This is a genomic window from Variovorax sp. H27-G14 (assembly GCF_046156345.1).
Lineage (GTDB): Bacteria > Pseudomonadota > Gammaproteobacteria > Burkholderiales > Burkholderiaceae_C > Variovorax.
The window spans coordinates 423,084-445,201 of sequence record NZ_JAYLVN010000001.1 but is presented as its reverse complement, the minus strand read 5'-3'; the positions used below and the strand labels follow the sequence as shown (position 1 = coordinate 445,201).

Annotated in this window: 25 protein-coding genes; 22 read left to right on the top strand and 3 right to left on the bottom strand. The window is 65.3% G+C overall.

Annotation, left to right across the window (positions count from 1 at the left end):
• The first annotated feature begins 10 nt into the window (after positions 1–10).
• Together VLK31_RS02160 and VLK31_RS02155 are read left to right on the top strand one after the other, a co-directional pair.
• Positions 11–385, top strand: a complete 375-nt coding sequence (locus VLK31_RS02160) for a Rieske (2Fe-2S) protein (RefSeq protein WP_409166723.1) — start codon at positions 11–13, stop codon at positions 383–385.
• Positions 382–1,398 (top strand): S49 family peptidase, encoded by a 1,017-nt coding sequence (locus VLK31_RS02155; protein WP_409166722.1) that lies wholly within the window; start codon positions 382–384, stop codon positions 1,396–1,398. The genes VLK31_RS02160 and VLK31_RS02155 overlap by 4 nt, the downstream gene beginning before the upstream one ends.
• 4 nt (positions 1,399–1,402) lie before the next feature.
• On the opposite strand, the gene VLK31_RS02150 is transcribed toward VLK31_RS02155, so the two are convergent.
• From VLK31_RS02150 to VLK31_RS02140, 3 genes are read right to left on the bottom strand one after another with little or no spacing between them, the layout of a single operon-like run.
• The gene (locus tag VLK31_RS02150; RefSeq protein WP_409166721.1) at positions 1,403–2,554 is read right to left on the bottom strand and encodes an MFS transporter; all 1,152 of its coding nucleotides are present in this window, start codon (positions 2,552–2,554) and stop codon (positions 1,403–1,405) included.
• A 2-nt stretch (positions 2,555–2,556) separates the two neighbouring features.
• Positions 2,557–3,324 (bottom strand): SAM-dependent methyltransferase, encoded by a 768-nt coding sequence (locus VLK31_RS02145; RefSeq protein WP_409166720.1) that lies wholly within the window; start codon positions 3,322–3,324, stop codon positions 2,557–2,559.
• The gene (locus tag VLK31_RS02140) at positions 3,321–3,902 is read right to left on the bottom strand and encodes a Maf family nucleotide pyrophosphatase (protein ID WP_409166719.1); all 582 of its coding nucleotides are present in this window, start codon (positions 3,900–3,902) and stop codon (positions 3,321–3,323) included. The genes VLK31_RS02145 and VLK31_RS02140 overlap by 4 nt, the downstream gene beginning before the upstream one ends.
• An 82-nt stretch (positions 3,903–3,984) precedes the next feature.
• On the opposite strand from VLK31_RS02140, the gene VLK31_RS02135 reads away from it, so the two are divergent.
• The 20 genes from VLK31_RS02135 to VLK31_RS02040 all read left to right on the top strand — a co-directional run bounded on the left by VLK31_RS02135 (position 3,985) and on the right by VLK31_RS02040 (position 22,110).
• On the top strand, positions 3,985–4,554 hold the full coding sequence (locus tag VLK31_RS02135) for a YceD family protein (RefSeq protein WP_409166718.1): 570 nt from the start codon (positions 3,985–3,987) through the stop codon (positions 4,552–4,554).
• 146 nt (positions 4,555–4,700) lie between these two features.
• Entirely contained in the window at positions 4,701–4,883 is a 183-nt protein-coding gene (gene rpmF / locus VLK31_RS02130; protein WP_409166717.1) for a 50S ribosomal protein L32, read from the top strand.
• A gap of 61 nt (positions 4,884–4,944) precedes the next feature.
• Positions 4,945–6,042 (top strand): phosphate acyltransferase PlsX, encoded by a 1,098-nt coding sequence (plsX, locus tag VLK31_RS02125; protein ID WP_409166716.1) that lies wholly within the window; start codon positions 4,945–4,947, stop codon positions 6,040–6,042.
• Positions 6,042–7,019, top strand: a complete 978-nt coding sequence (locus tag VLK31_RS02120) for a beta-ketoacyl-ACP synthase III (RefSeq protein ID WP_409166715.1) — start codon at positions 6,042–6,044, stop codon at positions 7,017–7,019. The genes plsX and VLK31_RS02120 overlap by 1 nt, the downstream gene beginning before the upstream one ends.
• A gap of 54 nt (positions 7,020–7,073) precedes the next feature.
• Positions 7,074–8,027: an ACP S-malonyltransferase gene (fabD, locus tag VLK31_RS02115; protein WP_409166714.1), complete on the top strand. Its 954-nt coding sequence runs from the start codon at positions 7,074–7,076 to the stop codon at positions 8,025–8,027.
• Between the two features lie 26 nt (positions 8,028–8,053).
• The gene (gene fabG, locus VLK31_RS02110) at positions 8,054–8,797 is read left to right on the top strand and encodes a 3-oxoacyl-ACP reductase FabG (RefSeq protein ID WP_409166713.1); all 744 of its coding nucleotides are present in this window, start codon (positions 8,054–8,056) and stop codon (positions 8,795–8,797) included.
• Between the two features lie 98 nt (positions 8,798–8,895).
• On the top strand, positions 8,896–9,135 hold the full coding sequence (gene acpP / locus VLK31_RS02105; RefSeq protein ID WP_007830471.1) for an acyl carrier protein: 240 nt from the start codon (positions 8,896–8,898) through the stop codon (positions 9,133–9,135).
• 99 nt (positions 9,136–9,234) lie between these two features.
• On the top strand, positions 9,235–10,479 hold the full coding sequence (fabF, locus tag VLK31_RS02100; RefSeq protein ID WP_409166712.1) for a beta-ketoacyl-ACP synthase II: 1,245 nt from the start codon (positions 9,235–9,237) through the stop codon (positions 10,477–10,479).
• A 154-nt stretch (positions 10,480–10,633) separates the two neighbouring features.
• Positions 10,634–10,975: a hypothetical protein gene (locus tag VLK31_RS02095; RefSeq protein WP_409166711.1), complete on the top strand. Its 342-nt coding sequence runs from the start codon at positions 10,634–10,636 to the stop codon at positions 10,973–10,975.
• Between the two features lie 10 nt (positions 10,976–10,985).
• Complete coding sequence (gene rpoE / locus VLK31_RS02090) at positions 10,986–11,660, top strand: RNA polymerase sigma factor RpoE (protein ID WP_409166710.1); 675 nt, start codon at positions 10,986–10,988, stop codon at positions 11,658–11,660.
• Between the two features lie 29 nt (positions 11,661–11,689).
• A complete protein-coding gene (locus tag VLK31_RS02085) occupies positions 11,690–12,352 on the top strand; it encodes a sigma-E factor negative regulatory protein (RefSeq protein WP_409166709.1) in 663 nt (220 codons plus the stop codon).
• Between the two features lie 25 nt (positions 12,353–12,377).
• Positions 12,378–13,457, top strand: a complete 1,080-nt coding sequence (locus VLK31_RS02080) for a MucB/RseB C-terminal domain-containing protein (RefSeq protein WP_409166708.1) — start codon at positions 12,378–12,380, stop codon at positions 13,455–13,457.
• Between the two features lie 94 nt (positions 13,458–13,551).
• The gene (locus VLK31_RS02075) at positions 13,552–15,045 is read left to right on the top strand and encodes a DegQ family serine endoprotease (protein ID WP_409166707.1); all 1,494 of its coding nucleotides are present in this window, start codon (positions 13,552–13,554) and stop codon (positions 15,043–15,045) included.
• A 521-nt stretch (positions 15,046–15,566) separates the two neighbouring features.
• Positions 15,567–17,378 (top strand): translation elongation factor 4, encoded by a 1,812-nt coding sequence (lepA, locus tag VLK31_RS02070; protein ID WP_409166706.1) that lies wholly within the window; start codon positions 15,567–15,569, stop codon positions 17,376–17,378.
• A gap of 8 nt (positions 17,379–17,386) precedes the next feature.
• A complete protein-coding gene (gene lepB, locus VLK31_RS02065) occupies positions 17,387–18,352 on the top strand; it encodes a signal peptidase I (RefSeq protein ID WP_409166705.1) in 966 nt (321 codons plus the stop codon).
• 34 nt (positions 18,353–18,386) lie between these two features.
• The gene (locus tag VLK31_RS02060; protein ID WP_409166704.1) at positions 18,387–18,755 is read left to right on the top strand and encodes a DUF4845 domain-containing protein; all 369 of its coding nucleotides are present in this window, start codon (positions 18,387–18,389) and stop codon (positions 18,753–18,755) included.
• 17 nt (positions 18,756–18,772) lie between these two features.
• The gene (gene rnc / locus VLK31_RS02055) at positions 18,773–19,459 is read left to right on the top strand and encodes a ribonuclease III (RefSeq protein WP_409166703.1); all 687 of its coding nucleotides are present in this window, start codon (positions 18,773–18,775) and stop codon (positions 19,457–19,459) included.
• A 7-nt stretch (positions 19,460–19,466) separates the two neighbouring features.
• Positions 19,467–20,432 (top strand): GTPase Era, encoded by a 966-nt coding sequence (era, locus tag VLK31_RS02050; protein ID WP_409166702.1) that lies wholly within the window; start codon positions 19,467–19,469, stop codon positions 20,430–20,432.
• Positions 20,433–20,575: 143 nt separating this feature from the next.
• Entirely contained in the window at positions 20,576–21,346 is a 771-nt protein-coding gene (gene recO, locus VLK31_RS02045) for a DNA repair protein RecO (RefSeq protein WP_409166701.1), read from the top strand.
• Positions 21,343–22,110, top strand: coding sequence for a pyridoxine 5'-phosphate synthase (locus VLK31_RS02040; protein ID WP_409166700.1), 768 nt, complete (start codon positions 21,343–21,345; stop codon positions 22,108–22,110). The genes recO and VLK31_RS02040 overlap by 4 nt, the downstream gene beginning before the upstream one ends.
• Positions 22,111–22,118 lie beyond the last annotated feature (8 nt).

Genomic DNA, 22,118 nt, shown 5'->3' with positions numbered 1-22,118 from the left:
GAGGCTGGCGGTGAGCGAAGAACGCATTCCGCTGTGCAATGCCGAGGAGCTGATCGAAGGCAGCCTGGCCGTGCCTTTCGACGTGGTTCATGCCGGCGAAACCTGCCGCGCCTTTGCGGTGCGCTTCGAGGGCCAGCCGCATGCGTTTCTCAACCGCTGCAGCCATGTCGCGATGGAGATGGACTTTCAGCCCGACCGCTTCTTCGACGACACCGGCCAGTGGCTGTTGTGCGCGACGCACGGCGCGGTCTACAAGCCCGACACCGGCGAATGCGCGGGCGGCCCCTGCCGCGGCGGCCTCGTGAAGATCGCCCTGAGCGAGCATGACGGCGTGGTGCACTGGCATACTGACTGGAACCTCCACCCCCCTGACCTTCTGACATGACCGACCCAACCAGAACCGAACCCGAAGGGTTCGAACCATTTGAGCCGGCACCCCCCAAGAACATGGCCAAAGACCCCACGCAGCGTCCCGGATGGGAGCGCACCACGCTAGAGAAGCTCGCCTTTGCCGCGCTGAACGAACAGAAGGCTTCGCGCCGCTGGAAGACCTTCGTTCGGGTTTCCTGGCTCGCGTTTTTCGTCTTCCTGGCCTGGTTTGCGCTGTCGCGCAGCGCGCCGAGCACCGCGAAGACCACGGCCCATACGGCGGTCGTCGAGATCAAGGGCGAAATTGCCAACGGCGGCGACGCCAGCGCCGAGTTCGTGGTGGCGGCGATGAAGACCGCCTTCGAAGACGAGGGCGCCAAGGGCGTCATTCTGCTGATCAACTCGCCCGGCGGCAGCCCGGTGCAGGCCGGCATCATCAACGACGAAATCAAGCGCCTGAAGGCCAAGTACAAGAAGCCGGTGTACGCGGTGGTCGAAGAAACCTGCGCGTCGGCGGCTTACTACATTGCGGCCAGCGCCGACAAGATCTATGTCGACAAGGCCAGCATCGTCGGCAGCATTGGCGTGCTGATGGACGGCTTCGGTTTCACGGGCGTGATGGAAAAGGTCGGCGTAGAGCGCCGCCTGCTGACGGCCGGTGAGAACAAGGGCTTCCTCGATCCGTTCAGCCCGATGAGCGACGCGCAGCGCGCCCACGCGCAGACCATGCTCGATCAGATCCACGCGCAGTTCATCAACGTGGTGAAGACCGGCCGCGGCGATCGCCTGAAGCTGGACACGCCCGGCCTGTTCAGCGGCCTGTTCTGGAGCGGCGAGCAAGCCGTGGCCTATGGCCTGGCCGACCAGCTGGGCAATGTCGACTACGTGGCCCGCGAGGTCATCAAGGCCGAAGAGGTGATCGACTACACGCGCCGCGACAACGTGGCCGAAAAGCTGGCCAAGAAGTTCGGCGCCGCAATGGCCGAAACCACCGTGCGCCTGATGCAGACCACGCCCGCGCTGCGCTGATCGCCTATTTGTTTTCGCCGCTGGCGGTGTAGCGCGCGGACGCTGCCAGCGCCAGGGCGAAAGCAACCACCACATACAGCGCGGCGGTCAGCGAGGTCGCCCGCGCCAGCAGCCCGATCACCGCCGGGCCTGCCATGAAACCCGCATAGGCCAAAGCCGACACCGACGCAATGCCGAGTGCCGGCTCCACGCCCGGCACCTTGGCCGAGGCCGAGAACAGAATGGGCACGACGTTCGCAAACCCCACGCCCACACCCGCGAAGCCGACCAGCGCCAGCCAGGGCAGGTCGGTGATCAGCACCAGGGTCATTGCAGCGGCCGCCAGCAGGCCGCTGCCGAGCAGCAGCGTGGCCGGTGCAAAGCGCTGGCGCATCGCGTCCCCGCCGAAGCGGGCTGCGGCCATGGCGGCCGAAAAGCTCGCATAGGCCAGCGCGGCCTGTTGCTGCGGGCTGCCGATTTCCTGTTGCATGTAGAGCACGCTCCAGTCGTAGATGGCGCCTTCGGCGATCAGGCCCAGTGCAGCCAGCACGCCCAGCACCGCGAGCGTGCCGCGCGGCAGCAGGAAGCCGTGGTCGGCTTCCGCCGCGCCGCTGGTGGCGGGCCGGGGCAGCATGCGCGTCGAGGCGACGGCCACCAGCAGCACCATCGCCGCGGAGACGATCAAGAGGTGCGTCTGCGCACCGAGCCCGGCTGCAAGCGCCGCGCTGCCGCTCGCGGCGCCGGCCATGCCGCCCAGGCTGAACATGCCGTGCATGCCGCTCATCAGCGGCGTGCCGCCGTGCAGTTCGAGCTGCGCGGCTTCGGTGTTGATCGACACGTCGAACACGCTGGTCACAAGGCCGAAGGCCGCCAGCAGGCCCAGGAGAGCGGCATAGCCCGGCATGGCGATCAGGCCGGCCAGCAGCAATGCATAGATGCAGCCGCAAATGCCGGCCACGCGGCGCGGTCCGTGGCGACCGATCCAACGGCCGGCGCTGGTCAGGCCGATCATGGCGCCCGCCCCGGCTGCGAGCATGGCCAGCCCGAGCTGCGCCTCGTCGATGCCGTAGTGCGCTTTGACCGTGGGAACGTGCACGCCCCAGGTCGCGAAGATGAAGCCGGCGGAAAAGAACTGCGCGCGCGACGCCCAGCGCGTGCCTGCGGTAACGGCCAGCATCTTCAGCGGCCGATCGCGAACACGGCGGGCAGGCGTTCGTCTGTTGCGGTGAGCGGCTTGGCGCGCCAGGCTTTCACGGTCTCGCTGCGCACCTGCGCGCTGGAGAGCGTGAGCCCGCGCGCCACGGCCAGGCGCGTGTTGTGCTGCAGGGTCTGCACCAGCGCCTGGAGCATGGCGGCGTTGCGGTAGGGCGTTTCGATGAACAGCTGGGTCTGGCCCGTCTTGAGCGCCAGTGCCTCGAGTTCGCGGATGCGCGTCTGGCGCTCGACGGCGTCCTGCGGCAGGTAGCCGACGAACGCAAAGTTCTGGCCGTTGAGCCCGCTCGCGGCCAGCGCCAGCAGCAGCGAGACGGGGCCGGTGAGTGGCACCACGGTCAGGCCGAGGTCGTGCGCGGCGCGTGCCACCGACGAACCCGGGTCGGCAACCGCAGGCATGCCCGCTTCGCTCAGCAGGCCGATGTCGTGGCCTTCCAGTGCCGCGGCCAGCAACGGCCGGGCGTCGAACTGGCCTGCATGGTCGCCTTTCTTGTGCACTTCGCGCGGGAGTTCCTGGATGTTCTGGGCCTGCAGGGGCGCCGCCAGGGGCGCGACGGCGTCGATGCGTTTCAGATAGGCGCGCGCGGACTTCGCGTTCTCGCAAATCCAATGGGTGATGCCGGCGGCCGTCTGCAGGGTGCCCAGCGGCAGGGCGTCCTGCAGCGGGGCCTGCACGTCGCAGCCGAAGTCGAGCGGCGCGGGAACGAGGTAGAGCTTGCCTTTGGGTGTGGTCACAGCAGTTCGACCCCCGCTGCGCGCAGCATCTGGCAGGTGCGGATCAGCGGCAGGCCGACCAGTGCGGTCGGGTCGTCGCTGTCGATGGCACTCAGCAGCGCGATGCCAAGGCCTTCGCTCTTGGCGCTGCCTGCGCAGTCGTAGGGCTGCTCGGCGAGCAAATACTGTTCGATGGAGGCGTCCGTCAGGTCGCGGAAGACCACGCGCACGGGGGCTATGTCGCGCTGGACGAAGCCGGTGGCCTGGCAGACCACGGCAACCGCCGTCTGGAAGATGAGCGTCTGGCCGCGCATGCGGCGCAACTGGGCGGTGGCCCGGGCGTGGTCGCCAGGCTTGCCGAGTGCTTCGCCGGCAAGGTCGGCCACCTGGTCGGAGCCGATGACGACGGCTTGCGGAAAGCGCGCGGCCACGGCATTGGCTTTTTCCAGTGCCAGGCGCACGGCCAGGTCACGCGGTGTTTCGCCGGGCAGGGGCGTTTCGTCGACTTCCGGCGACTGCACGTCGAAGGGCAGTCGCAGGCGGGTAAGCAGTTCGCGGCGGTAGCGCGAGGTCGAGGCGAGGATCACGGTGCGTTGCATGAGGGCGATTGTGCGTGAGCCGCCCAAGACGCCAGGGCCTGTTCCAGCCCGGCGATCGGGCAGTCGAGATAGACTGCCGCGGATGAAGAGAGAATTTGCCCCCGAACGGCTCAACGTGCCCGGTTTTACCGCCGCTGCAGCCACCCTGGAAGCCGCCGATCCGGTTCCCAACTACGCCCGCCTCGTTGCCGAGCTGGCAACGCCGGCCACCGATGCGATCGTCCATTGGGAGGCCACCGGCGAAGAACGTCCCGGCGCAGACGGCAAGCCCGTGGCGTGGATGCATCTGGGAGCCGAAGCAACAGTGCCGCTGGTCTGCCAGCGCTGCCTGACGCCCGTGGACGCCGAGCTTTTTGTAGATCGCTGGTTCCGTTTCGTGGCCGACGAGGCCACTGCGGACGCTCAGGACGACGAAGCCGATGAAGACCTGCTTGTGCTGAGTCGCGAGTTCGACCTGCACACCTTGATCGAGGACGAGCTGCTGATGGAGATTCCCGCCACACCCGTCCACGACGTCTGCCCCGTCCCCGTGCAGTTGTCTTCGAGCGACGAAGACTTCAACGAGGCCGAACAGGCCAAACCCAACCCGTTTGCCGCGCTCGAAGCGTTGCGCGCGCGCAAGCCGGAAGATGGCTCGAAAGAGGGCGAGTAGCTCTTTCTCGCAGTCTGGGCTATACTCATGGGCTTCGCGCGCGCCGCCGTGAGCAGCAATGCAGGTAAAGACATTCCATACATGTTTCTGCATTGCCACCGCGTGAGCCCGCATCCTTTCACTCACCTCACAGTCCAGGAGCCATCATGGCCGTCCAGCAAAACAAGAAGTCGCCTTCCAAGCGCGGCATGCACCGTTCCCACAATGCGCTGGTCGTGCCCGGCATCGCCGTGGAATCGACCACCGGCGAGATCCATCTGCGTCACCACATCAGCCCCAACGGTTTCTACCGTGGCCGTCAGGTGCTCAAGAACAAGTCTGAAGCCTGATCTCGCATCCCAAGGCCAAGGCCCGAAGCTACTTCTGCTGTAGCGTCGGGCCTTTGTTTTGATGGCTACGCCTTTTTCCCTCGAAATCACTGCTGCGCCTTCCGCAATCACGCTCGCCGTGGATTGCATGGGGGGCGATCATGGGCCGCGTGTCACGCTCGCGGCCTGCCGCGCGTTTCTCGAGCGGCACAGCGAAGCCTCGCTGTTGCTGGTCGGTGCGCCGGCCGCACTGGCGGGGTTTGCCGCGCATCCACGTGCCCGCATCGTCGCCGCAAGCGAAGTGGTGGGCATGGACGACCCAATTGAAATTGCGCTGCGCAAGAAGAAAGACTCTTCGATGCGCGTGGCGATCCAGCAGGTCAAGGATGGTGCTGCGCAAGCCGCCATCTCCGCCGGCAACACCGGCGCCCTGATGGCGATTGCGCGCTACCTGCTCAAGACGCTCGACGGCATCGATCGCCCCGCGATTGCGCCGCAGCTTCCCAATGCCAAGGGCGGTGCAACCACCGTGCTCGATCTGGGTGCGAACGTCGATTGCGACGCCGAAGACCTGCTTCAGTTCGCCGTGCTCGGCTCCGCGCTGGTCTCGGCGCTGACCGGCAACGAGTCGCCTTCGGTCGGCCTGCTCAATATTGGCGAAGAAGCCATCAAGGGCAGCGAAACAATCAAAAAAGCAAGCCTGCTGCTGCGTACGGCTGCCAACTCGAAGGATCTGAACTTCTACGGCAACGTGGAAGGCAACGACATCTTCAAGGGCACGACCGACATCGTTGTGTGCGACGGCTTCGTCGGCAACGTGGCGCTGAAGGCCAGCGAAGGCGTGGCGTCGATGATCGGCGAGTTCATTCGCGTCGAATTCTCGCGAAGCATCTTCACCAAGGCTGCCGCAATTGTTGCTTACCCGGTGCTAAAAGCGTTCAAAAGTCGCCTTGACCACCGTCGTTACAACGGTGCGGCACTTTTGGGTCTGCGCGGGCTGGTCTTCAAGAGCCATGGTTCGGCAGACGAAGTGGCTTTCGGTCATGCGCTGGATCGCGCTTATGATGCCGCTCGCAACAACCTGCTCGATCGCGTGCGGGCCCGCATCGCCCACGCCGCGCCTTTGCTCGCGCGGCAGGAACCGGCGGCGCCGGTCGACGCGACGGCCCTTCACGTTTGATGACTCCTTACTCACGCATTACCGGCACCGGCAGCTACCTGCCCCCACGCCGCGTGACCAACGACGACCTTGCCAAGGAATTGGCGGTGCGCGGCATCGAGACCTCCGATCAATGGATCGTCGAGCGCACCGGCATCCATGCGAGGCATTTCGCCGCGCCTGATGTCACCAGCAGCGATCTTGGGTTTGAGGCCGCCAGGCATGCCCTGGAATCCGCCGGTCGCAAGGCCAGCGATGTCGACCTGATCATCGTGGCCACCTCGACGCCCGACATGGTGTTTCCGTCATCGGCCGCCATCCTCCAGCACAAGCTCGGCATTGCCGGCTGCCCGGCGTTCGACGTGCAGGCGGTCTGCAGCGGCTTTGTCTATGCGTTGACCGTCGCCGACGCGATGATCCGTACGGGCAGCGCGCGCTGCGCTCTGGTGATCGGCGCCGAAGTGTTCTCCCGCATCCTCGACTTCAACGACCGCACCACCTGCGTGCTGTTCGGCGACGGCGCGGGCGCGGTGGTGCTCGAGGCGAGCGAAGAGCCCGGCATCCTGGCCAGCGACCTGCACGCGGACGGCAAACATGTCGGCATTCTTTGCGTGCCGGGCCATGTGTCCGGCGGCAACGTGGTGGGCACGCCGCTGCTTCACATGGACGGTCAGGCTGTCTTCAAGCTCGCGGTTCGCGTGCTCGAAGAGGCGGCGCGCACCACGCTGGCAAAGGCCGGAAAAACCGAAGCCGACATCGACTGGCTCATTCCGCATCAGGCCAACATCCGCATCATGGAAGGCACGGCGAAGAAGCTGAAGCTTCCACGCGAGAAGCTGATCGTCACGGTGAACGAACACGGCAACACTTCTGCCGCCTCCATTCCGCTGGCGCTCGACGAGGCCGTGCGTTCCGGCAAGGTGAAGAAAGGCGAAACGCTCATGCTCGAAGGCGTGGGCGGCGGCTTCACCTGGGGCGCAGTCCTGCTGACTCTGTAGTGTGTTGCGGCGGCCTGAAAAGGGCGGCTGCAACGTGAGACGACACACCAAACAATGAAATCCTTTGCTTTTGTCTTTCCGGGTCAGGGCTCGCAAGCGGTCGGCATGCTTGACGCCTGGAGCGATCACCCCGCCGTGCGCGAAACCCTGCGCGAAGCCTCCGATGCGCTGGATGAAGACATCGGCGCGCTGATCAAGAACGGCCCCAAGGAAGAACTGGCGCTCACGACCAACACCCAGCCCGTGATGCTTGTGGCGGGCGTTGCCGCATGGCGCGCCTGGCTTGCCGAAGGCGGCGCCACGCCTTCCGTCGTGGCCGGTCATTCGCTCGGCGAATACTCGGCGCTCGTGGCCTCGGGCGTGCTGACGCTCTCGCAGGCCGCGCCGCTGGTGCGTTTCCGCGCGCAAGCGATGCAACAGGCGGTGCCCGTGGGCATCGGCGCGATGGCCGCGGTGCTCGGCATGGCGTCGGACAAGGTGGTGGAAGGCTGTGCGCAGGCTACGGCCAGCTTTGGTGTGGACAGCGCGGAGATCGTCGAGGCCGTGAATTTCAACGACCCGATGCAGACCGTGATCGCCGGCAGCAAGGCGGCCGTCGACAAGGCTTGCGAGCTGCTCAAAGCCAATGGCGCGAAGCGCGCGTTGCTGTTGCCGGTGTCGGCGCCTTTCCATTCGAGCCTCATGAAACCCGCCGCGCAAGCCTTGCGCGAGAAGCTGGGCTCGATCGTGCTGGCGGCGCCGCAGATTCCCGTGCTGAACAACATCGACGTTGCCGTCGAGACCGATGCCGACCGCATTCGTGACGCCCTGGTGCGCCAGGCCGCCGGACCGGTGCGCTGGGTCGAGAGCGTGCAGGCCTTGAAACTGCGCGGTGTAGCCGCCATCATCGAGTGTGGGCCTGGCAAGGTGCTGGCCGGCATGGTGAAGCGCATCGCCCCCGATCTGGAAGCCGCGTCCGTGTACGACCCGGCCTCGCTCGCGGACACCCGACAATCGCTCGCTGCCTGAACAGCAAGGCCCCGACACTTTTTCTTATGAGCATTCCCAAATTCGAAGGGCAAGTCGCCCTGGTCACCGGCGCTACGCGCGGCATTGGCGCGGCCATTGCGCTGGAGCTGGCGCAGCGCGGCGTGAAGGTGGTGGGCACGGGCACCACCGACGACGGCGCGGCCAAGATCACTTCGGCGCTCAGCGCCTTCGGCGGCCGCGGCCGCGCACTCGATGTGAACGACGGTGCGGCTGTGGAAGCCCTGATCGACGAAATCGTGAAGGCCTACGGCGCCATTCACGTGCTGGTCAACAACGCCGGCATCACGCGCGACACGCTCGCCATGCGCATGAAGGACAGCGACTGGGACGCGGTGCTCGACACCAACCTCAAGGCCGTCTTCTCGCTCTCGCGCGCCGTCATCCGTCCGATGATGAAGCAGCGCTACGGCCGCATCATCAGCATCACCAGCGTGGTTGGCGCCTCCGGCAATGCCGGCCAGGCCAACTACGCGGCCGCCAAGGCCGGCGTGGCGGGCATGACCCGCGCGCTGGCCCGAGAGCTCGGCAGCCGCAACATCACGGTCAACTGCGTCGCGCCCGGTTTCATCGAAACCGACATGACCGCCAGCCTCCCCGAAGCCCAGCAACAGGCGCTGCTCCAGCAGATCCCGTTGGGCCACCTGGGCAAGCCGGCAGACATCGCGCATGCAGTGGCCTACCTCGCATCGCCCCAGGCGTCCTACGTCACGGGGCAGGAGCTGCACGTCAACGGCGGCATGCACATGTAGCCGCAAGGCGCAATCTTTCCCGTACCGGGTGCACGGCAAATGCCACAATGCGCCCGGCTAAAATCCACCGATTACCTACAACCCTCAGAGGGAACCAAATGAGCGATATCGAAGCACGTGTCAAGAAAATCATCGCCGAGCAACTCGGCGTGGAAGAGTCCCAAGTGACGAACGAAAAGGCCTTCGTGGCCGACCTGGGCGCGGACTCGCTCGACACGGTCGAACTCGTGATGGCACTCGAAGATGAATTCGGCATCGAAATTCCCGACGAAGATGCCGAAAAAATCACCACGGTGCAAAACGCCGTCGACTACGCCACCAAGAATCAAAAGGCCTGACAGGCCAGCTGACAAGATTGCGACTGCGGCCGGCGGATTTTTCATAACCCGCATGCGCCGACAGTCAACTGTTCAGCGCTTCCAGAAAGGTTTGCCGGCATGACCAAACGCCGCGTCGTCGTGACCGGACTCGGTTGCATCGCTCCTGTCGGAAACACCGCAACCGAATCCTGGGCCAACTTGTTGGCCGGGAATTCGGGCATTGCGAACATCACCGCGTTCGATGCAAGTGCCTTCGCCTGCAAGTTCGCAGGTGAGGTCAAGGGTTTCGACATCACCCAATACATCTCGGAGAAAGAAGCGCGTCACATGGACCGCTTCATTCATCTGGGTCTGGCCGCTGCCATGCAAGCGGTACAGGACAGCGGACTGCCGACAGGCGAAGCGCTGCCCTATGAAAAAGCAGTGCGCATCGGCTGCAACATCGGCTCCGGCATCGGCGGTCTGCCAATGATCGAACAGACGCACGGGGAACTGGTTGCACGCGGCCCACGCCGCGTGTCGCCTTTCTTCGTGCCGGCGTCGATCATCAACATGATCTCCGGTCACGTGTCGATCAAGTACGGCTTCAAGGGCCCGAACATCGCCGTGGTCACGGCCTGCACCACCGGCCTGCATGCCATTGGCACGTCGGCACGCATGATCGAGTACGGCGACGCCGACGTCATGATTGCGGGCGGTGCCGAGTCGACCATCTCCCCGCTGGGCATCGGTGGCTTCACCGCGCCTCGCGCGTTGAGCACCCGCAACGACGATCCCGCCACGGCTTCGCGTCCCTGGGACAAGGACCGCGACGGTTTCGTGCTGGGCGAGGGCGCTGGCGTGCTGGTGCTCGAAGAGTACGAACACGCCAAGGCGCGCGGTGCCAAGATCTACGCGGAAGTCGCGGGCTTCGGCCTGACGGGTGACGCGTACCACATGACCGCGCCCGACGTCGACGGCCCCCGCCGCTCGATGGTCATGGCACTGGCCAACGCCGGCGTCAATGCCGACCAGGTGCAGTACCTCAACGCGCACGGCACCTCGACGCAGATCGGCGACCTCAACGAGACCAATGCGGTCAAGTTGGCGTTCGGCGATCACGCTAAGAAGCTGGTCGTGAATTCGACGAAGTCCATGACCGGCCACTTGCTGGGCGGCGCGGGCGGCATCGAATCGGTGTTCACGGTGCTGGCCCTGCACGAGCAGAAGAGTCCGCCGACCATCAACATCTTCAACCAGGATCCGGAGTGCGATCTCGACTACTGCGCCAACGAGGCGCGCGATCTGAAGATCGATGTCGCGGTCAAGAACAACTTCGGCTTCGGGGGCACCAACGGCACGCTGGTGTTCAAGCGCGCTTGAGCCTGGCTCTTTCATGCACAGCGCGCCACCGGTGACCTATCCGGTGGGGCGCTCGCGCGGCGCCACCCGGATTCTTGTTGTTCTTTGGGCGCTGGGCGCTTGCTGCGCGGGCGCGTCCTGCTATCTGATCGATAGCGCCGGATGGCGTCAGCTGTTGCTGGTTCTCAGTGTCGCGTGCTCTGGTGTTGCCGCGGGCTTCGGCCTGCGGCGCGATGGCGCCGGCCTGCTTCATTTCGACGGCCTGCACTGGTCGCTGAGCGGGGCTCATTCGTCCCGTTCGGTGCACGCGGCACGCGCCATGGTGGCGCTCGATTTCCAGTCGCTGATGCTGCTTCGCCTGAGCGAGCCGGGCCGCGCGCGGCGCTGGGTGTGGGCCGAGCAGCGGGCCATGCCCGAACGCTGGCGCGACGTGCGCCGTGCGGTATATTCGCGCCCCCCGTCCGCGGCGCCCGCGGCCGACACCTGGCGTGCGACGGCTCCCGCCGACGCGCCCTGAACCTTCCTCGATGACCACTTCTCCGCCGCCCGTGCCGCCGGACTCCGGCCTGACCGACGCGCCCGCTGAAGCGCCGCGCCCGGGCGAGGTCGATTTCCAGTTGGTCCAGCGCACCGTCGCGGGCGACCAGAAGGCGTTCGAACTGCTGGTCATCAAGTACCAGCGCCGCATCGAACGACTGATCGGGCGCATGGTGCGCGACGTCGACCTGGTCGAGGACATCGCCCAGGAGACCTTCATTCGCGCCTACCGCGCGCTGCATCAGTTCCGCGGCGAGGCGCAGTTCTATACATGGCTCTATCGGATTGCCGTCAACACCGCCAAGAAGGCGCTGGTGGACATGAAGCGCGACCCGACTGTCTCCGAAGCGGCCCTGAGGCCGTCTTCTGAAGACGATGATGAAACTTACCGTCCTGGAAACGAACCAACCACCGACGAAACCCCCGAATCCATCCTGGCGGCGAACGAAATCGCCCGCGCCGTCGAGGCAGCCATGGAAGCGCTCCCTGCCGAATTGCGGCAGGCGGTGACGCTGCGTGAGATCGAGGGCATGAGTTACGAAGAAATTGCCGAGGTCATGAATTGCCCTATCGGCACGGTGCGTTCGCGTATTTTCCGGGCGCGCGAGGCCATTTCGGCCCGGGTCAAGCCGCTGCTGGACAACCAGACCGGCAAACGTTGGTAAGCAAGCAGGTGAATGAAATGAATCAGACGATGACGGTTCGGGAACAGGTGTCCGCACTTGCGGATGGTCATTTGCAGGGCGAGGCCTTTGCCCAGGCGATCGAAGCGGTCTGCAACGACGGCGAGGCGCGCGCGGCGTGGCAGGCTTTTCACGTGGCGGGCGATGTGCTGCGCTCGGGGTCGCATTCGCCGTGCAGCGACACGTCGGCATTCCTGGCGCGCTTTCAGCAGCGGCTGGCGGCCGAGCCGGTGGTGCTCACGCCCGTGCCGGCACCGGTCGCCGCGCCCATTGCGCTGCCCGTCCGACGCCGTGTGGAGGCGGCCAACGAGCCGGTCTTCCGCTGGAAGCTGGTGGCTGGCGCCGCGTCTTTGATGGCCGTGGCCGCCATCAGTTGGACCTTGGTGGGAAACGGCTCGGCCGTTTCGCAATCCGGTGCCCAGATCGCGTCGGTCCAACAGCAACAGCAACCGGCCGTCAACTCGGTGTTGGCCGCAGCCGCCATCGGCAGCGACCAGCCCGCCGGCAACGTGCTCACCCCTACCCGCGTGATTGTCGGCAGCGGCAACCCGCAGGTCATGCTGCGCGATCCGCGCCTGGACCAGTTGCTCGAAGCGCACCAGCAAGCTGGCGGTGCTTCGCAAATGCCTTCCGGCTTCCTGCGCAATGCCACTTTCGAGGGCCCGACGCGCTGACAGCGCGCGCCCGCAGCCGCCCGCAATGACCGTTCAGATGCCGATCTCCGCGCGCGCTTGCGTGCTTGTGTTTGCTGCTTTTTGTCTTGCGCACGCTGCGACCGCGCAGACCCGCGGGGGTGCCGCAACTGCCAAGAGCGCTGCAGCGCCGGCCCAGACCGACGAGCCGCCGGCAATGAATGTGACCGAGTGGCTGCAGCGCATGCATGCGGGTGCGCGCCAGCGCAACTACATCGGCACTTTCGTGGTGTCGGCGCCGGGCGGCGACCTGTCGAGCGCGCGCATCTGGCATGTGCGCGACGGCGAGCATCAGATCGAGCGCATCGAGGCGCTGTCGGGGCCGCCGCGCTCCACCTTCCGGCGCAACCGCAATGTCATGACCTTCCTGCCGGAGGCCAAGGTCGTCAAGGTCGAGAAGCGCGAGAACCTCGATCTCTTCCCGAACCTGCCGGAAAAGCCCGATTCCACCATCGGCGATTTCTACGACGTGCGCGCGATCGGCAAGGACCGCGTGGCGGGCTTCGACGCCGACGTGGTGCAGCTGGTGCCGCACGATGGCCTGCGCTTCGGTTATCGGATCTGGAGCGAACGCCGCTCGGGCCTGGTGGTGAAGCTGCAGACCCTCGACAGCGATTCGCGCGTGGTCGAGCAGTCGGCATTTTCCGAGCTGCAGCTCGATGCGCCCGTGAAGGCCCAGGCGCTCTCGCAGATGATGGCCAACACCGCGGGCTACCGCATCGAGAAGCTCGAGCTGGAGCGCAGCAGTGCGCAGGACGAAGGCTGGACGCTCAACGCGCCCGTGGCCGGCTTCAAGCCGCGCAGTTTCTTCCGCCGGGCGGCCGCCACCGACGACACTGGCAAGGCCAAGCAGGACGCGACCACGTTCCAGTGGACCTTCTCCGACGGGCTGGCCTCGGTGTCGCTCTTCATCGAGCGCTATGACGCTGCGCGCGCACCGCGCGACGGCGTGCTGACCATCGGCGCCACCAACGCCATCCGCCGGCGCCTTCCGGCGCCCGCCAGCGACTGGTGGCTGACCGCTGTCGGCGAAGTGCCGCAGCAGACACTCAACGCATTTGCCCAGAGTCTTGCGCGCACGCGCTGATTCGCGGCATGCGCGCCGGTTGCGCTGAACCAAGCATGCAGCGCAGACTCATAACAACTGTTTCCAGCCGATCTGTTCTTTTGAAAGAAAACCGATGATCTTCAAAGTCGAGGGACACACGCTTCGTTCCGGTCTGCTGGCTTTTGCGCTGGCGCTGACAGCGAGCGCTTCGTTCCTGCCCGTCGAGTCGGTGCATGCGCAGACGCGCACGCTGCCCGACTTCACAGATCTGGTCGACCAGGTCGGCCCGTCCGTCGTGAACATCCGCACCGTCGAGAAAGTTGCGCAGCGCGGCGCTGGCAACGGCAACGGCGAGATGGACGAGGAAATGCAGGAGTTCTTCCGTCGCTTCTTCGGCCAGCCGGCGCCGGGTCAGACGCCCCGCCAGGGCCCGACCCCCAAGCGGCCCCAGCAGCCGCAGGAAGAAGAGCGCCCGCGCGGCGTGGGCTCCGGCTTCATCCTGACGGCCGACGGCTACGTGATGACCAACGCGCACGTGGTGGAAGACGCCTCCGAGGTGATGGTCACGCTGCCCGACAAGCGCGAGTTCAAGGCCAAGATCGTCGGCGCCGACAAGCGCACCGACGTGGCGGTCGTGAAGATCGAGGCCACGGGCCTGCCCGCCGTGAAGGTGGGCGACATCTCCCGGCTGCGCGTGGGCGAGTGGGTGATGGCCATCGGCTCGCCGTTCGGCCTCGAGAACACCGTCACCGCCGGCATCGTGAGCGCAAAGCAGCGCGACACCGGCGAGTACCTGCCGTTCATCCAGACCGACGTGGCCATCAACCCCGGCAACTCGGGTGGTCCGCTGATCAACATGCGCGGCGAGGTGGTTGGGATCAACAGCCAGATCTACTCGCGCTCGGGCGGCTTCATGGGCATCTCTTTCTCGATTCCCATCGACGAAGCGATTCGCGTGAGCGACCAGCTGCGCACCACCGGCCGCGTCTCGCGCGGTCGCATTGGCGTGCAGATCGACCAGGTCACCAAGGACGTGGCCGAAGCCATCGGCCTGGGCAAGGCGCAAGGCGCGCTGGTGCGCGGCGTGGAAGCCGGTTCGCCGGGTGAGAAGGCCGGCGTGGAGCCTGGCGACGTCATCACCAAGTTCGACGGCAAGGCCATCGAGAAGCCGAGTGACCTGCCACGCCTGGTGGGCAACACCAAGCCGGGCACCAAGAGCACGCTGACGGTGTTCCGCCGCGGTGCGTCGCGCGACCTGAGCGTGACCATTGCCGAGATCGAGCCCGACAAGCCGGCCAAGCGCGCGAGCGATCGCGACGAGCCCGCACCCAAGCCACCCGTGTCCGCCGCCGCGAAGTCGCTGGGCCTGGCGGTGAGCGATCTCACCGATGCGCAGAAGAAGGAGCTCAAGGTCAAGGGCGGCGTGAAGGTCGACGCGGCCAGCGAGGGCGCTGCCCGTGCCGGCCTTCGCGAGGGCGACATCATCCTGGCCGTGGGCAATGCCGAGGTGGCGAACAGCCGCGAATTCGAGGCTGTCGTGGGCAAGGCGGACAAGAGCAAGGCGCTCAGCGTGCTGTTCCGTCGGGGCGATTGGGCGCAATACGCCCTGATCCGGCCCGCACGCTGATCTGACGCTGGCGTCAAGTGGCCCCACCCGGCAGTCGGGTTTGGGGCCGTTTTTTTGAGGTGTTTACGACGTTCTTGCGGTGCCCATCAAAAAAATCTTTGAGCTCGAAAGTGTCGATTTACGTTTGCGTTTACTAACTTAAAAACAGGCTAAGGACGGATTTCGGTAGAATAGAGCTCCGTCGGCGGCCGGTCAGCGCATAAGGAGGGCCATGGCCTTCACGATGCGAGATGTCAGACAGCAGTCCACCGGTGCTCCACAGATCGCCCACAAGTTGTTCAGTGAGTGCTCCACCGATCCTGTTGATAACCTGTTCATATCTTTGATGTTGTGGACCTGCAACGACCCCTTTGGACCCGTTCCCGGATGTACGTGCTTCCCTTTTTGCCTACAATGAAGTTCCAACTACTGCAGTTGCCATTGCTTGTTGGTTCAGGGCGCGTCTCCAGAAGACGCGCCCTTTTTTCTTGCCCGTCGCACTCTGCGTCCGAGCCAATTCAAGTACTTAAGCGTTCCCGTTGATGAATCACATCAGAAATTTTTCGATCATTGCGCACATCGACCATGGCAAGTCGACGCTAGCGGACCGTTTGATCCAACGTTGCGGCGGCCTCGCGGACCGCGAGATGGAAGCGCAGGTGCTCGATTCGATGGACATCGAAAAAGAGCGTGGGATAACCATCAAGGCGCAGACCGCTGCACTGCGCTACAAGGCCCTCGATGGGCAGATCTACAACCTCAATTTGATCGACACGCCGGGTCACGTCGACTTCTCGTATGAAGTGAGTCGCTCGCTGTCGGCATGCGAAGGCGCGCTGCTCGTCGTCGATGCATCGCAAGGCGTCGAAGCGCAGACGGTGGCCAACTGCTACACCGCGCTCGACCTGGGCGTTGAAGTGATACCGGTACTCAACAAGATCGATCTGCCCAACGCAGACCTCGACAACGCGCGCACCGAAATCGAAGACGTCATCGGCATTGATGCAACTGATGCGATTCCGTGTTCAGCGAAAACCGGCGTGGGCATCGAGGACATCCTCGAAGCCGTGGTCGCGCGCATGCCCGCGCCGCGCGGCAACCCCGATGGCCCGCTGCGCGCGATGATCGTCGACAGCTGGTTCGACGCCTATGTCGGCGTTGTCATGCTGGTGCGCGTGGTCGACGGGCGGCTGGTGAAGGGCGAGCGCATCAAGATGATGGCGTCCGGCGCGATGTACAACGCCGACAGCATCGGCGTGTTCACGCCCGCCAACGAGGCGCGCCCGTCGCTCGAAGCCGGCGAGGTGGGCTACATCATCGCGGGCATCAAGGAACTGCAGGCCGCCAAGGTCGGCGACACGGTCACGCTGATCCGGCCCGGCACCGGCGGCGCCGCAGCCACCGCGACCGAGGCGCTGCCCGGCTTCAAGGAAATCCAGCCACAGGTGTTCGCTGGCCTTTACCCGACCGAAGCGAGCGAGTACGACTCGCTGCGCGACGCGCTCGAAAAGCTCAAGCTCAACGACTCGTCGCTGCGCTACGAACCCGAAGTGAGCCAGGCGCTGGGCTTCGGCTTTCGCTGCGGCTTTCTCGGTCTGCTGCACATGGAGATCGTGCAGGAGCGCCTGGAGCGCGAGTTCGACCAGGACCTGATCACGACCGCGCCCAGCGTGGTCTACCAGGTGGTCAAGAACGACGGCCAAGTGATGATGGTGGAGAACCCGTCCAAGATGCCCGACGTCGGGCGCATGTCGGAAATTCGCGAACCCATCGTCACCGTGCACCTGTACATGCCGCAGGAATACGTGGGCTCGGTCATGACGCTGGCCAACCAGAAGCGCGGCGTGCAGTTGAACATGGCCTACCACGGGCGCCAGGTCATGCTGACCTACGAGATGCCGCTGGGCGAGATCGTGCTCGACTTCTTCGACAAGCTGAAGTCGGTGAGCCGTGGCTACGCCTCGATGGACTACGAGTTCAAAGAGTACCGCGCCTCCGACGTGGTGAAGGTCGACATTCTGCTGAACGGCGAGAAGGTCGACGCGCTGTCCATCATCGTGCACCGCAGCCAGTCGCAGTACCGCGGCCGGGCGGTGGTCGCGAAGATGCGCGAGATCATTTCGCGCCAGATGTATGACGTGGCGATCCAGGCGGCCATCGGGGTCACCATCATTGCGCGTGAGACAATCAAGGCCCTTCGCAAGAACGTGCTGGCCAAGTGCTACGGCGGCGACATTTCCCGCAAGAAGAAGCTGCTCGAGAAGCAGAAGGCCGGCAAGAAAAGAATGAAGCAGATCGGCTCCGTCGAGGTCCCGCAAGAGGCCTTCCTCGCGATTCTGCAAGTCGAAGACTGATCACAAAAATGGCATTCATCACCTCCCTGGTCCTTGCGGCTTTCATCGCCTATGTCGGCTCGTGGTATTTCGGCGCGATCGAAGGCAACTTCGCACTGCTGCTGTTCCTGGCCACGGTGATCACCGGTCTTTACTGGGTGGCCGAGCGCTTCTACTTTCTGCCGAAGCGGGAGCGGGCCGCGGTCAAGCTCGAGGCCTCGCTTGCCGAGCGCAATGCGCGCCTGGCCGAGCAGGGCATCAAGCAGGTCGACACCGCCGACACGAAGGCCAGCGAGCGGCTGCTGATGCAGCCCTGGTGGCTCGACTGGACCGCGGGCCTGTTCCCGGTGATCCTGGTGGTGTTTCTGCTGCGCTCGTTCCTGTACGAGCCCTTCAAGATTCCCTCGGGTTCGATGATGCCCACGCTGCTGACCGGCGACCTGATTCTGGTCAACAAGTTCACCTACGGCCTGCGCCTGCCGGTCATCAACACCAAGATCACCGCCGGTACGCCGCTGGCGCGTGGCGACGTGGTGGTGTTCCGCTACCCGCCCAAGCCGAGCATGGACTACATCAAGCGCGTGGTCGGCATCCCGGGCGACGAGGTGGCCTACCTGAACAAGAAGCTCACGATCAACGGCCAGCCGGTGCCCAAGCAGGCCGAGGCCGACTACCTCGACAACGAGTCGATGCGCCTGCTCAAGCAGTACGACGAGAACCTGTTCGGCAAGCAGCACAAGATCCTGAACGACGAATCCGCGCCGTCCTTCGTGCCCGGCGCCAGCGACTTTCCGGGCCGCGAAAACTGCCGTTATTCGGTGGAAGGCGTCGTGTGCAAGGTGCCCGCGGGCAGCTACTTCATGATGGGCGACAACCGCGATAATTCGGCCGACTCTCGTTTCTGGGGTTTCGTGCCGGACAGCAACGTCGTGGGCAGGGCGTTCTTTGTCTGGATGAACTTCGGCGATCTGGGTCGCATCGGTCCATTTCAATAAGCAGTCATCTGCACAGTTCGAGGGGTAAGAGGGCATGAGAACACATCGGTCAATCCGCAGCAGCGCTGCGCAGCAGCGCGGCATTTCGTTCATCGGCTTGGTGTTCGTCGCGGTGGTGCTCGCCTGCCTGGGCGTCGTGGTGGCACAGGTCATTCCGACGCTGATCGAATGGCAGGCGATCGACAAGGCCGCCAACAAGGCCAAGGAAGGCGCAACCGTGCCTGAAGTGCGCGCCATCTTCGATCGTGCCCAGGCCATCGACGACTTCAAGTCGGTCAGCGGCAAGGACCTGGACATCAAGAAGGTCGGCGAAAAGGTGGTCGTGTCGTATGCGTACGAGCGCGAGATTCCCCTGTTCGGCCCGGCCTACCTGACCCTCAAGTACAAGGGCGAGTCCCGCTGAACGCGGCACTCAAAAAGGTGGACGGCAGCCTCGTCGCGCTGCAAGCGCGTCTTCAGCACACCTTTTCCGACCCGCGGCTGCTCCAGCTCGCGCTCACGCACCGCAGCTTTTCGTCCGACCACAACGAGCGTCTCGAGTTTCTCGGCGACTCGGTGTTGAACCTGGCGGTCTCGCACCTGCTGTACATCCGGCTGTCGGAATTGCCCGAGGGCGATCTGTCGCGGGTGCGCGCCAACCTGGTCAAGCAGGACACCCTGCACCGCCTGGCCGTGGGCCTGGCGCTGTCGCCGTTGCTGAAGCTGGGCGAGGGCGAGGCGCGCTCCGGCGGCCCCAACCGGCCTTCTATCCTGGCCGATGCGCTCGAAGCGCTCATTGGCGCGGTCTACCTCGATGCCGGCTTCCTGGCCGCCGAGGCGCTGGTGCGCCGGCTTTACGAGGCGGTCGAGATCAATGCGCGTATGGACGCGGCCGCCAAAGACCCGAAGACCGAATTGCAGGAATGGCTGCAGGGTCACAAAATGAAGCTGCCCGCCTACCGCGTGGCAGCCACACTGGGTGCTGCGCACAAACAGACTTTCGATGTCGAGTGCGAGGTGCCCGAGTTGGGCCTTCGCGAACGCGGCATCGGCGGCTCGCGCCGCGCTGGCGAGCAGGCGGCGGCCGCCGCCATGTTGATACGCCTCAAGGCACGCGGCGCCGCGTGAAATCAGAATGAACGATGCTATTAATCCCGTAGCGGGACCCGAAGACACAGCAGGCGATACCGCCGCAAACGGGCCGCAGCATTGCGGCCTTATCGCCATCGTCGGCAAGCCCAATGTGGGCAAGTCGACGCTGCTCAATGCGCTGGTCGGCCAGAAGATCAGCATCACCTCTCGCAAGGCGCAGACCACGCGCCACCGCATCACCGGCATGCGCACGCGGGGTGCCACGCAGTTCGTGTTTGTCGACACGCCGGGCTTCCAGACCCTGCATGCCAACGCGCTGAACAAGTCGCTCAACAAGACCGTGCAGGGCGCGGTCGGCGACGTGGACCTGATTCTTTTCGTGGTCGAGGCCGGCAGCTTCACGCCGGCCGACGAGCGCGTGCTCAAGCTGCTGGGCAAGGGCATTCCCACGGTACTGCTGGCCAACAAGCTGGACAACGTGCACCGTCGCGGCGACATCGCGCCCTGGCTGCAGACCATGCAGGGCAAGCACGCCTTCGCCGAGTTCGTGCCGATGTCGGCCAAGAACGCCAAGGACGTCGAGCGCCTGTTCGGCATCTGCGAAAAGTATCTGCCCGAGCAGACGTGGTTCTACGACGAAGACGAGCTGACTGACCGCAGCGAGAAATTCCTTGCCGGCGAACTGGTGCGCGAGAAGCTGTTCCGCCTTACCGGCGACGAGCTGCCCTACACCTCGACCGTCATCATCGACAAGTTCGAGGAAGAGCCGCCGCAGAAGAAGGGCCACAAGCGCTTGCTGCGCATTGCCGCCACCATCGTGGTCGAGCGCGACAGCCACAAGGCCATGGTGATCGGCGACAAGGGCGAACGCATCAAGCGCATTGGCATGGAAACCCGTGTCGAGCTCGAAAAGCTGGCCGACGCCAAGGTGTTCATCGAACTGTGGGTGAAGGTGCGTTCGGGCTGGGCCGACGACGAAGCGCGCGTGCGTTCGTTCGGCTACGAATAAGCAATAGGCAATAAGCAAACCCCCAGGCTTGCTCGCTTCGCGTAGCCGCCAACCCCCTTGCAGGGGGCAACGCCAGCAGTCCGGCAAAGCCGGTTCCGCGGCGTTTGCCGGCCTCAAGCCTCGATGCCTCATAGCGCACTGACATGGCCACCCACCGCGTTTCGCACGAGCCGGCTTATGTGCTCCATCGCTACGACTGGAGCGAGTCGAGCCTGATCCTGGAGGTGTTCACCCGCCACCACGGGCGCATTGCGCTCGTCGCCAAGGGGGCGAAGCGCCCGAGTTCCAACTTTCGCCCGGTGCTGCTGCCGCTGCAGCCGCTGCAGCTCAACTACGGCGGCGACGCCGAGATCCGCACGCTCAAGGGCGCCGAATGGATGGGCGGGCACGTCATGCCGACCGGCGAGGCGCTGATGTCGGGCTACTACGTCAACGAACTGCTGCTGCGCCTGCTGGCGCGAGACGACGCGCACGAGGCGCTGTTCGACGCCTATGCCGGCGTGGTACAGGTGCTGGCCGGCGACCACGCCGGGGCCCAGGCGGCCACCCACGCCGCCGCGCTGCGCGCCTTCGAGCTGCTGCTGCTGCGCGCGGTGGGCCTGCTGCCGGCGCTCGACGTGCAGACGCTGACGCTGGCGCCGCTCGAAGCCGCCACGCGCTACAGCCTGGTGCCCGAGGCCGGCCTGCGGCACGCGGCCGACAACGAAGCCTCGCTGGCCGGTGACGAATGGCGCGGGCTCCAGGACATGCTGGACGACCGCGCGCCTTTCACCGCCACGTTGCGTGACGTGGCCACCATGAACGCCGGCAGCAACAGCGCGCTGCGCAACCAGCTGCGCACCTTGCTCAACTACCATTGCGGCGTGTCCACGCTGCGCACGCGGCAAATGATGAGAGATCTGCAAGCACTATGAGCACTTCAGCCCACGCTGGCACCGCCACCTCGCTGTCCGTCAACCTCAACAAGGTCGCCCTGGTGCGCAACACGCGCCACCTGGGCATTCCGAGCGTGCTGAAAGCTGCCCAGGCCTGCCTGGCCGCCGGCGCGCAGGGCATCACCGTGCACCCGCGTCCCGACGCGCGCCACATCCGCGCGCACGACGTGAGCGACCTGTCGGAGCTGCTCGCGAAAGACTGGCCGGGCGTCGAGTTCAACATCGAAGGCAACCCGTTCCAGAACCTGATGGACTTCGTGCGCGAACTGAAGCCGCACCAGGCCACCTTCGTGCCCGACAGCGAAACCCAGTCGACCAGCGACCACGGCTGGACCTTTCCCGACGACGCCGAGCGCCTGCGCCCGCTGATCGCCGAGGCCAGGGCGCTGGGCGTGCGCGTGAGCCTGTTCATGGACCCGATTCCCGAGATGATGGCCGCGGCCAGGGCCGTGGGCGCCGACCGTGTCGAGCTCTACACCGAAGGCTATGCCGCCTCGCGCGGCACGCCGAACGAGCAGGCCGTGCTGGCGCGCTACGCCGAAACGGCGCGCGCGGCGCTGGCCGCCGGACTGGGCGTGAACGCCGGCCACGACCTGAGCCGAGACAACCTCACTGCCTTTCTGCGCGCCGTGCCCGGTGTGCAGGAGGTCTCCATCGGCCACGCCTTTGTGGCCGACGCGCTCGAACTCGGCTACACCGCCGCCACGCGCGACTACCTGCGTTGCATCAGCGAGGCGCAATGAACGCCGGC

Excerpts from the sequence above, each read along its gene's own strand:
- VLK31_RS02155 (WP_409166722.1), top strand. The coding sequence starts at position 382 with ATGACCGACCCAACCAGAACCGAACCCGAAGGGTTCGAACCATTTGAG.
- VLK31_RS02150 (WP_409166721.1), bottom strand. The coding sequence starts at position 2,554 with ATGCTGGCCGTTACCGCAGGCACGCGCTGGGCGTCGCGCGCGCAGTTC.
- VLK31_RS02140 (WP_409166719.1), bottom strand. The coding sequence starts at position 3,902 with ATGCAACGCACCGTGATCCTCGCCTCGACCTCGCGCTACCGCCGCGAA.
- VLK31_RS02135 (WP_409166718.1), top strand. The coding sequence starts at position 3,985 with ATGAAGAGAGAATTTGCCCCCGAACGGCTCAACGTGCCCGGTTTTACC.
- rpmF (WP_409166717.1), top strand. The coding sequence starts at position 4,701 with ATGGCCGTCCAGCAAAACAAGAAGTCGCCTTCCAAGCGCGGCATGCAC.
- plsX (WP_409166716.1), top strand. The coding sequence starts at position 4,945 with ATGGCTACGCCTTTTTCCCTCGAAATCACTGCTGCGCCTTCCGCAATC.
- VLK31_RS02120 (WP_409166715.1), top strand. The coding sequence starts at position 6,042 with ATGACTCCTTACTCACGCATTACCGGCACCGGCAGCTACCTGCCCCCA.
- fabD (WP_409166714.1), top strand. The coding sequence starts at position 7,074 with ATGAAATCCTTTGCTTTTGTCTTTCCGGGTCAGGGCTCGCAAGCGGTC.
- fabG (WP_409166713.1), top strand. The coding sequence starts at position 8,054 with ATGAGCATTCCCAAATTCGAAGGGCAAGTCGCCCTGGTCACCGGCGCT.
- acpP (WP_007830471.1), top strand. The coding sequence starts at position 8,896 with ATGAGCGATATCGAAGCACGTGTCAAGAAAATCATCGCCGAGCAACTC.
- fabF (WP_409166712.1), top strand. The coding sequence starts at position 9,235 with ATGACCAAACGCCGCGTCGTCGTGACCGGACTCGGTTGCATCGCTCCT.
- rpoE (WP_409166710.1), top strand. The coding sequence starts at position 10,986 with ATGACCACTTCTCCGCCGCCCGTGCCGCCGGACTCCGGCCTGACCGAC.
- VLK31_RS02085 (WP_409166709.1), top strand. The coding sequence starts at position 11,690 with ATGACGGTTCGGGAACAGGTGTCCGCACTTGCGGATGGTCATTTGCAG.
- VLK31_RS02080 (WP_409166708.1), top strand. The coding sequence starts at position 12,378 with ATGACCGTTCAGATGCCGATCTCCGCGCGCGCTTGCGTGCTTGTGTTT.
- VLK31_RS02075 (WP_409166707.1), top strand. The coding sequence starts at position 13,552 with ATGATCTTCAAAGTCGAGGGACACACGCTTCGTTCCGGTCTGCTGGCT.
- lepA (WP_409166706.1), top strand. The coding sequence starts at position 15,567 with ATGAATCACATCAGAAATTTTTCGATCATTGCGCACATCGACCATGGC.
- lepB (WP_409166705.1), top strand. The coding sequence starts at position 17,387 with ATGGCATTCATCACCTCCCTGGTCCTTGCGGCTTTCATCGCCTATGTC.
- VLK31_RS02060 (WP_409166704.1), top strand. The coding sequence starts at position 18,387 with ATGAGAACACATCGGTCAATCCGCAGCAGCGCTGCGCAGCAGCGCGGC.
- era (WP_409166702.1), top strand. The coding sequence starts at position 19,467 with ATGAACGATGCTATTAATCCCGTAGCGGGACCCGAAGACACAGCAGGC.
- recO (WP_409166701.1), top strand. The coding sequence starts at position 20,576 with ATGGCCACCCACCGCGTTTCGCACGAGCCGGCTTATGTGCTCCATCGC.
- VLK31_RS02040 (WP_409166700.1), top strand. The coding sequence starts at position 21,343 with ATGAGCACTTCAGCCCACGCTGGCACCGCCACCTCGCTGTCCGTCAAC.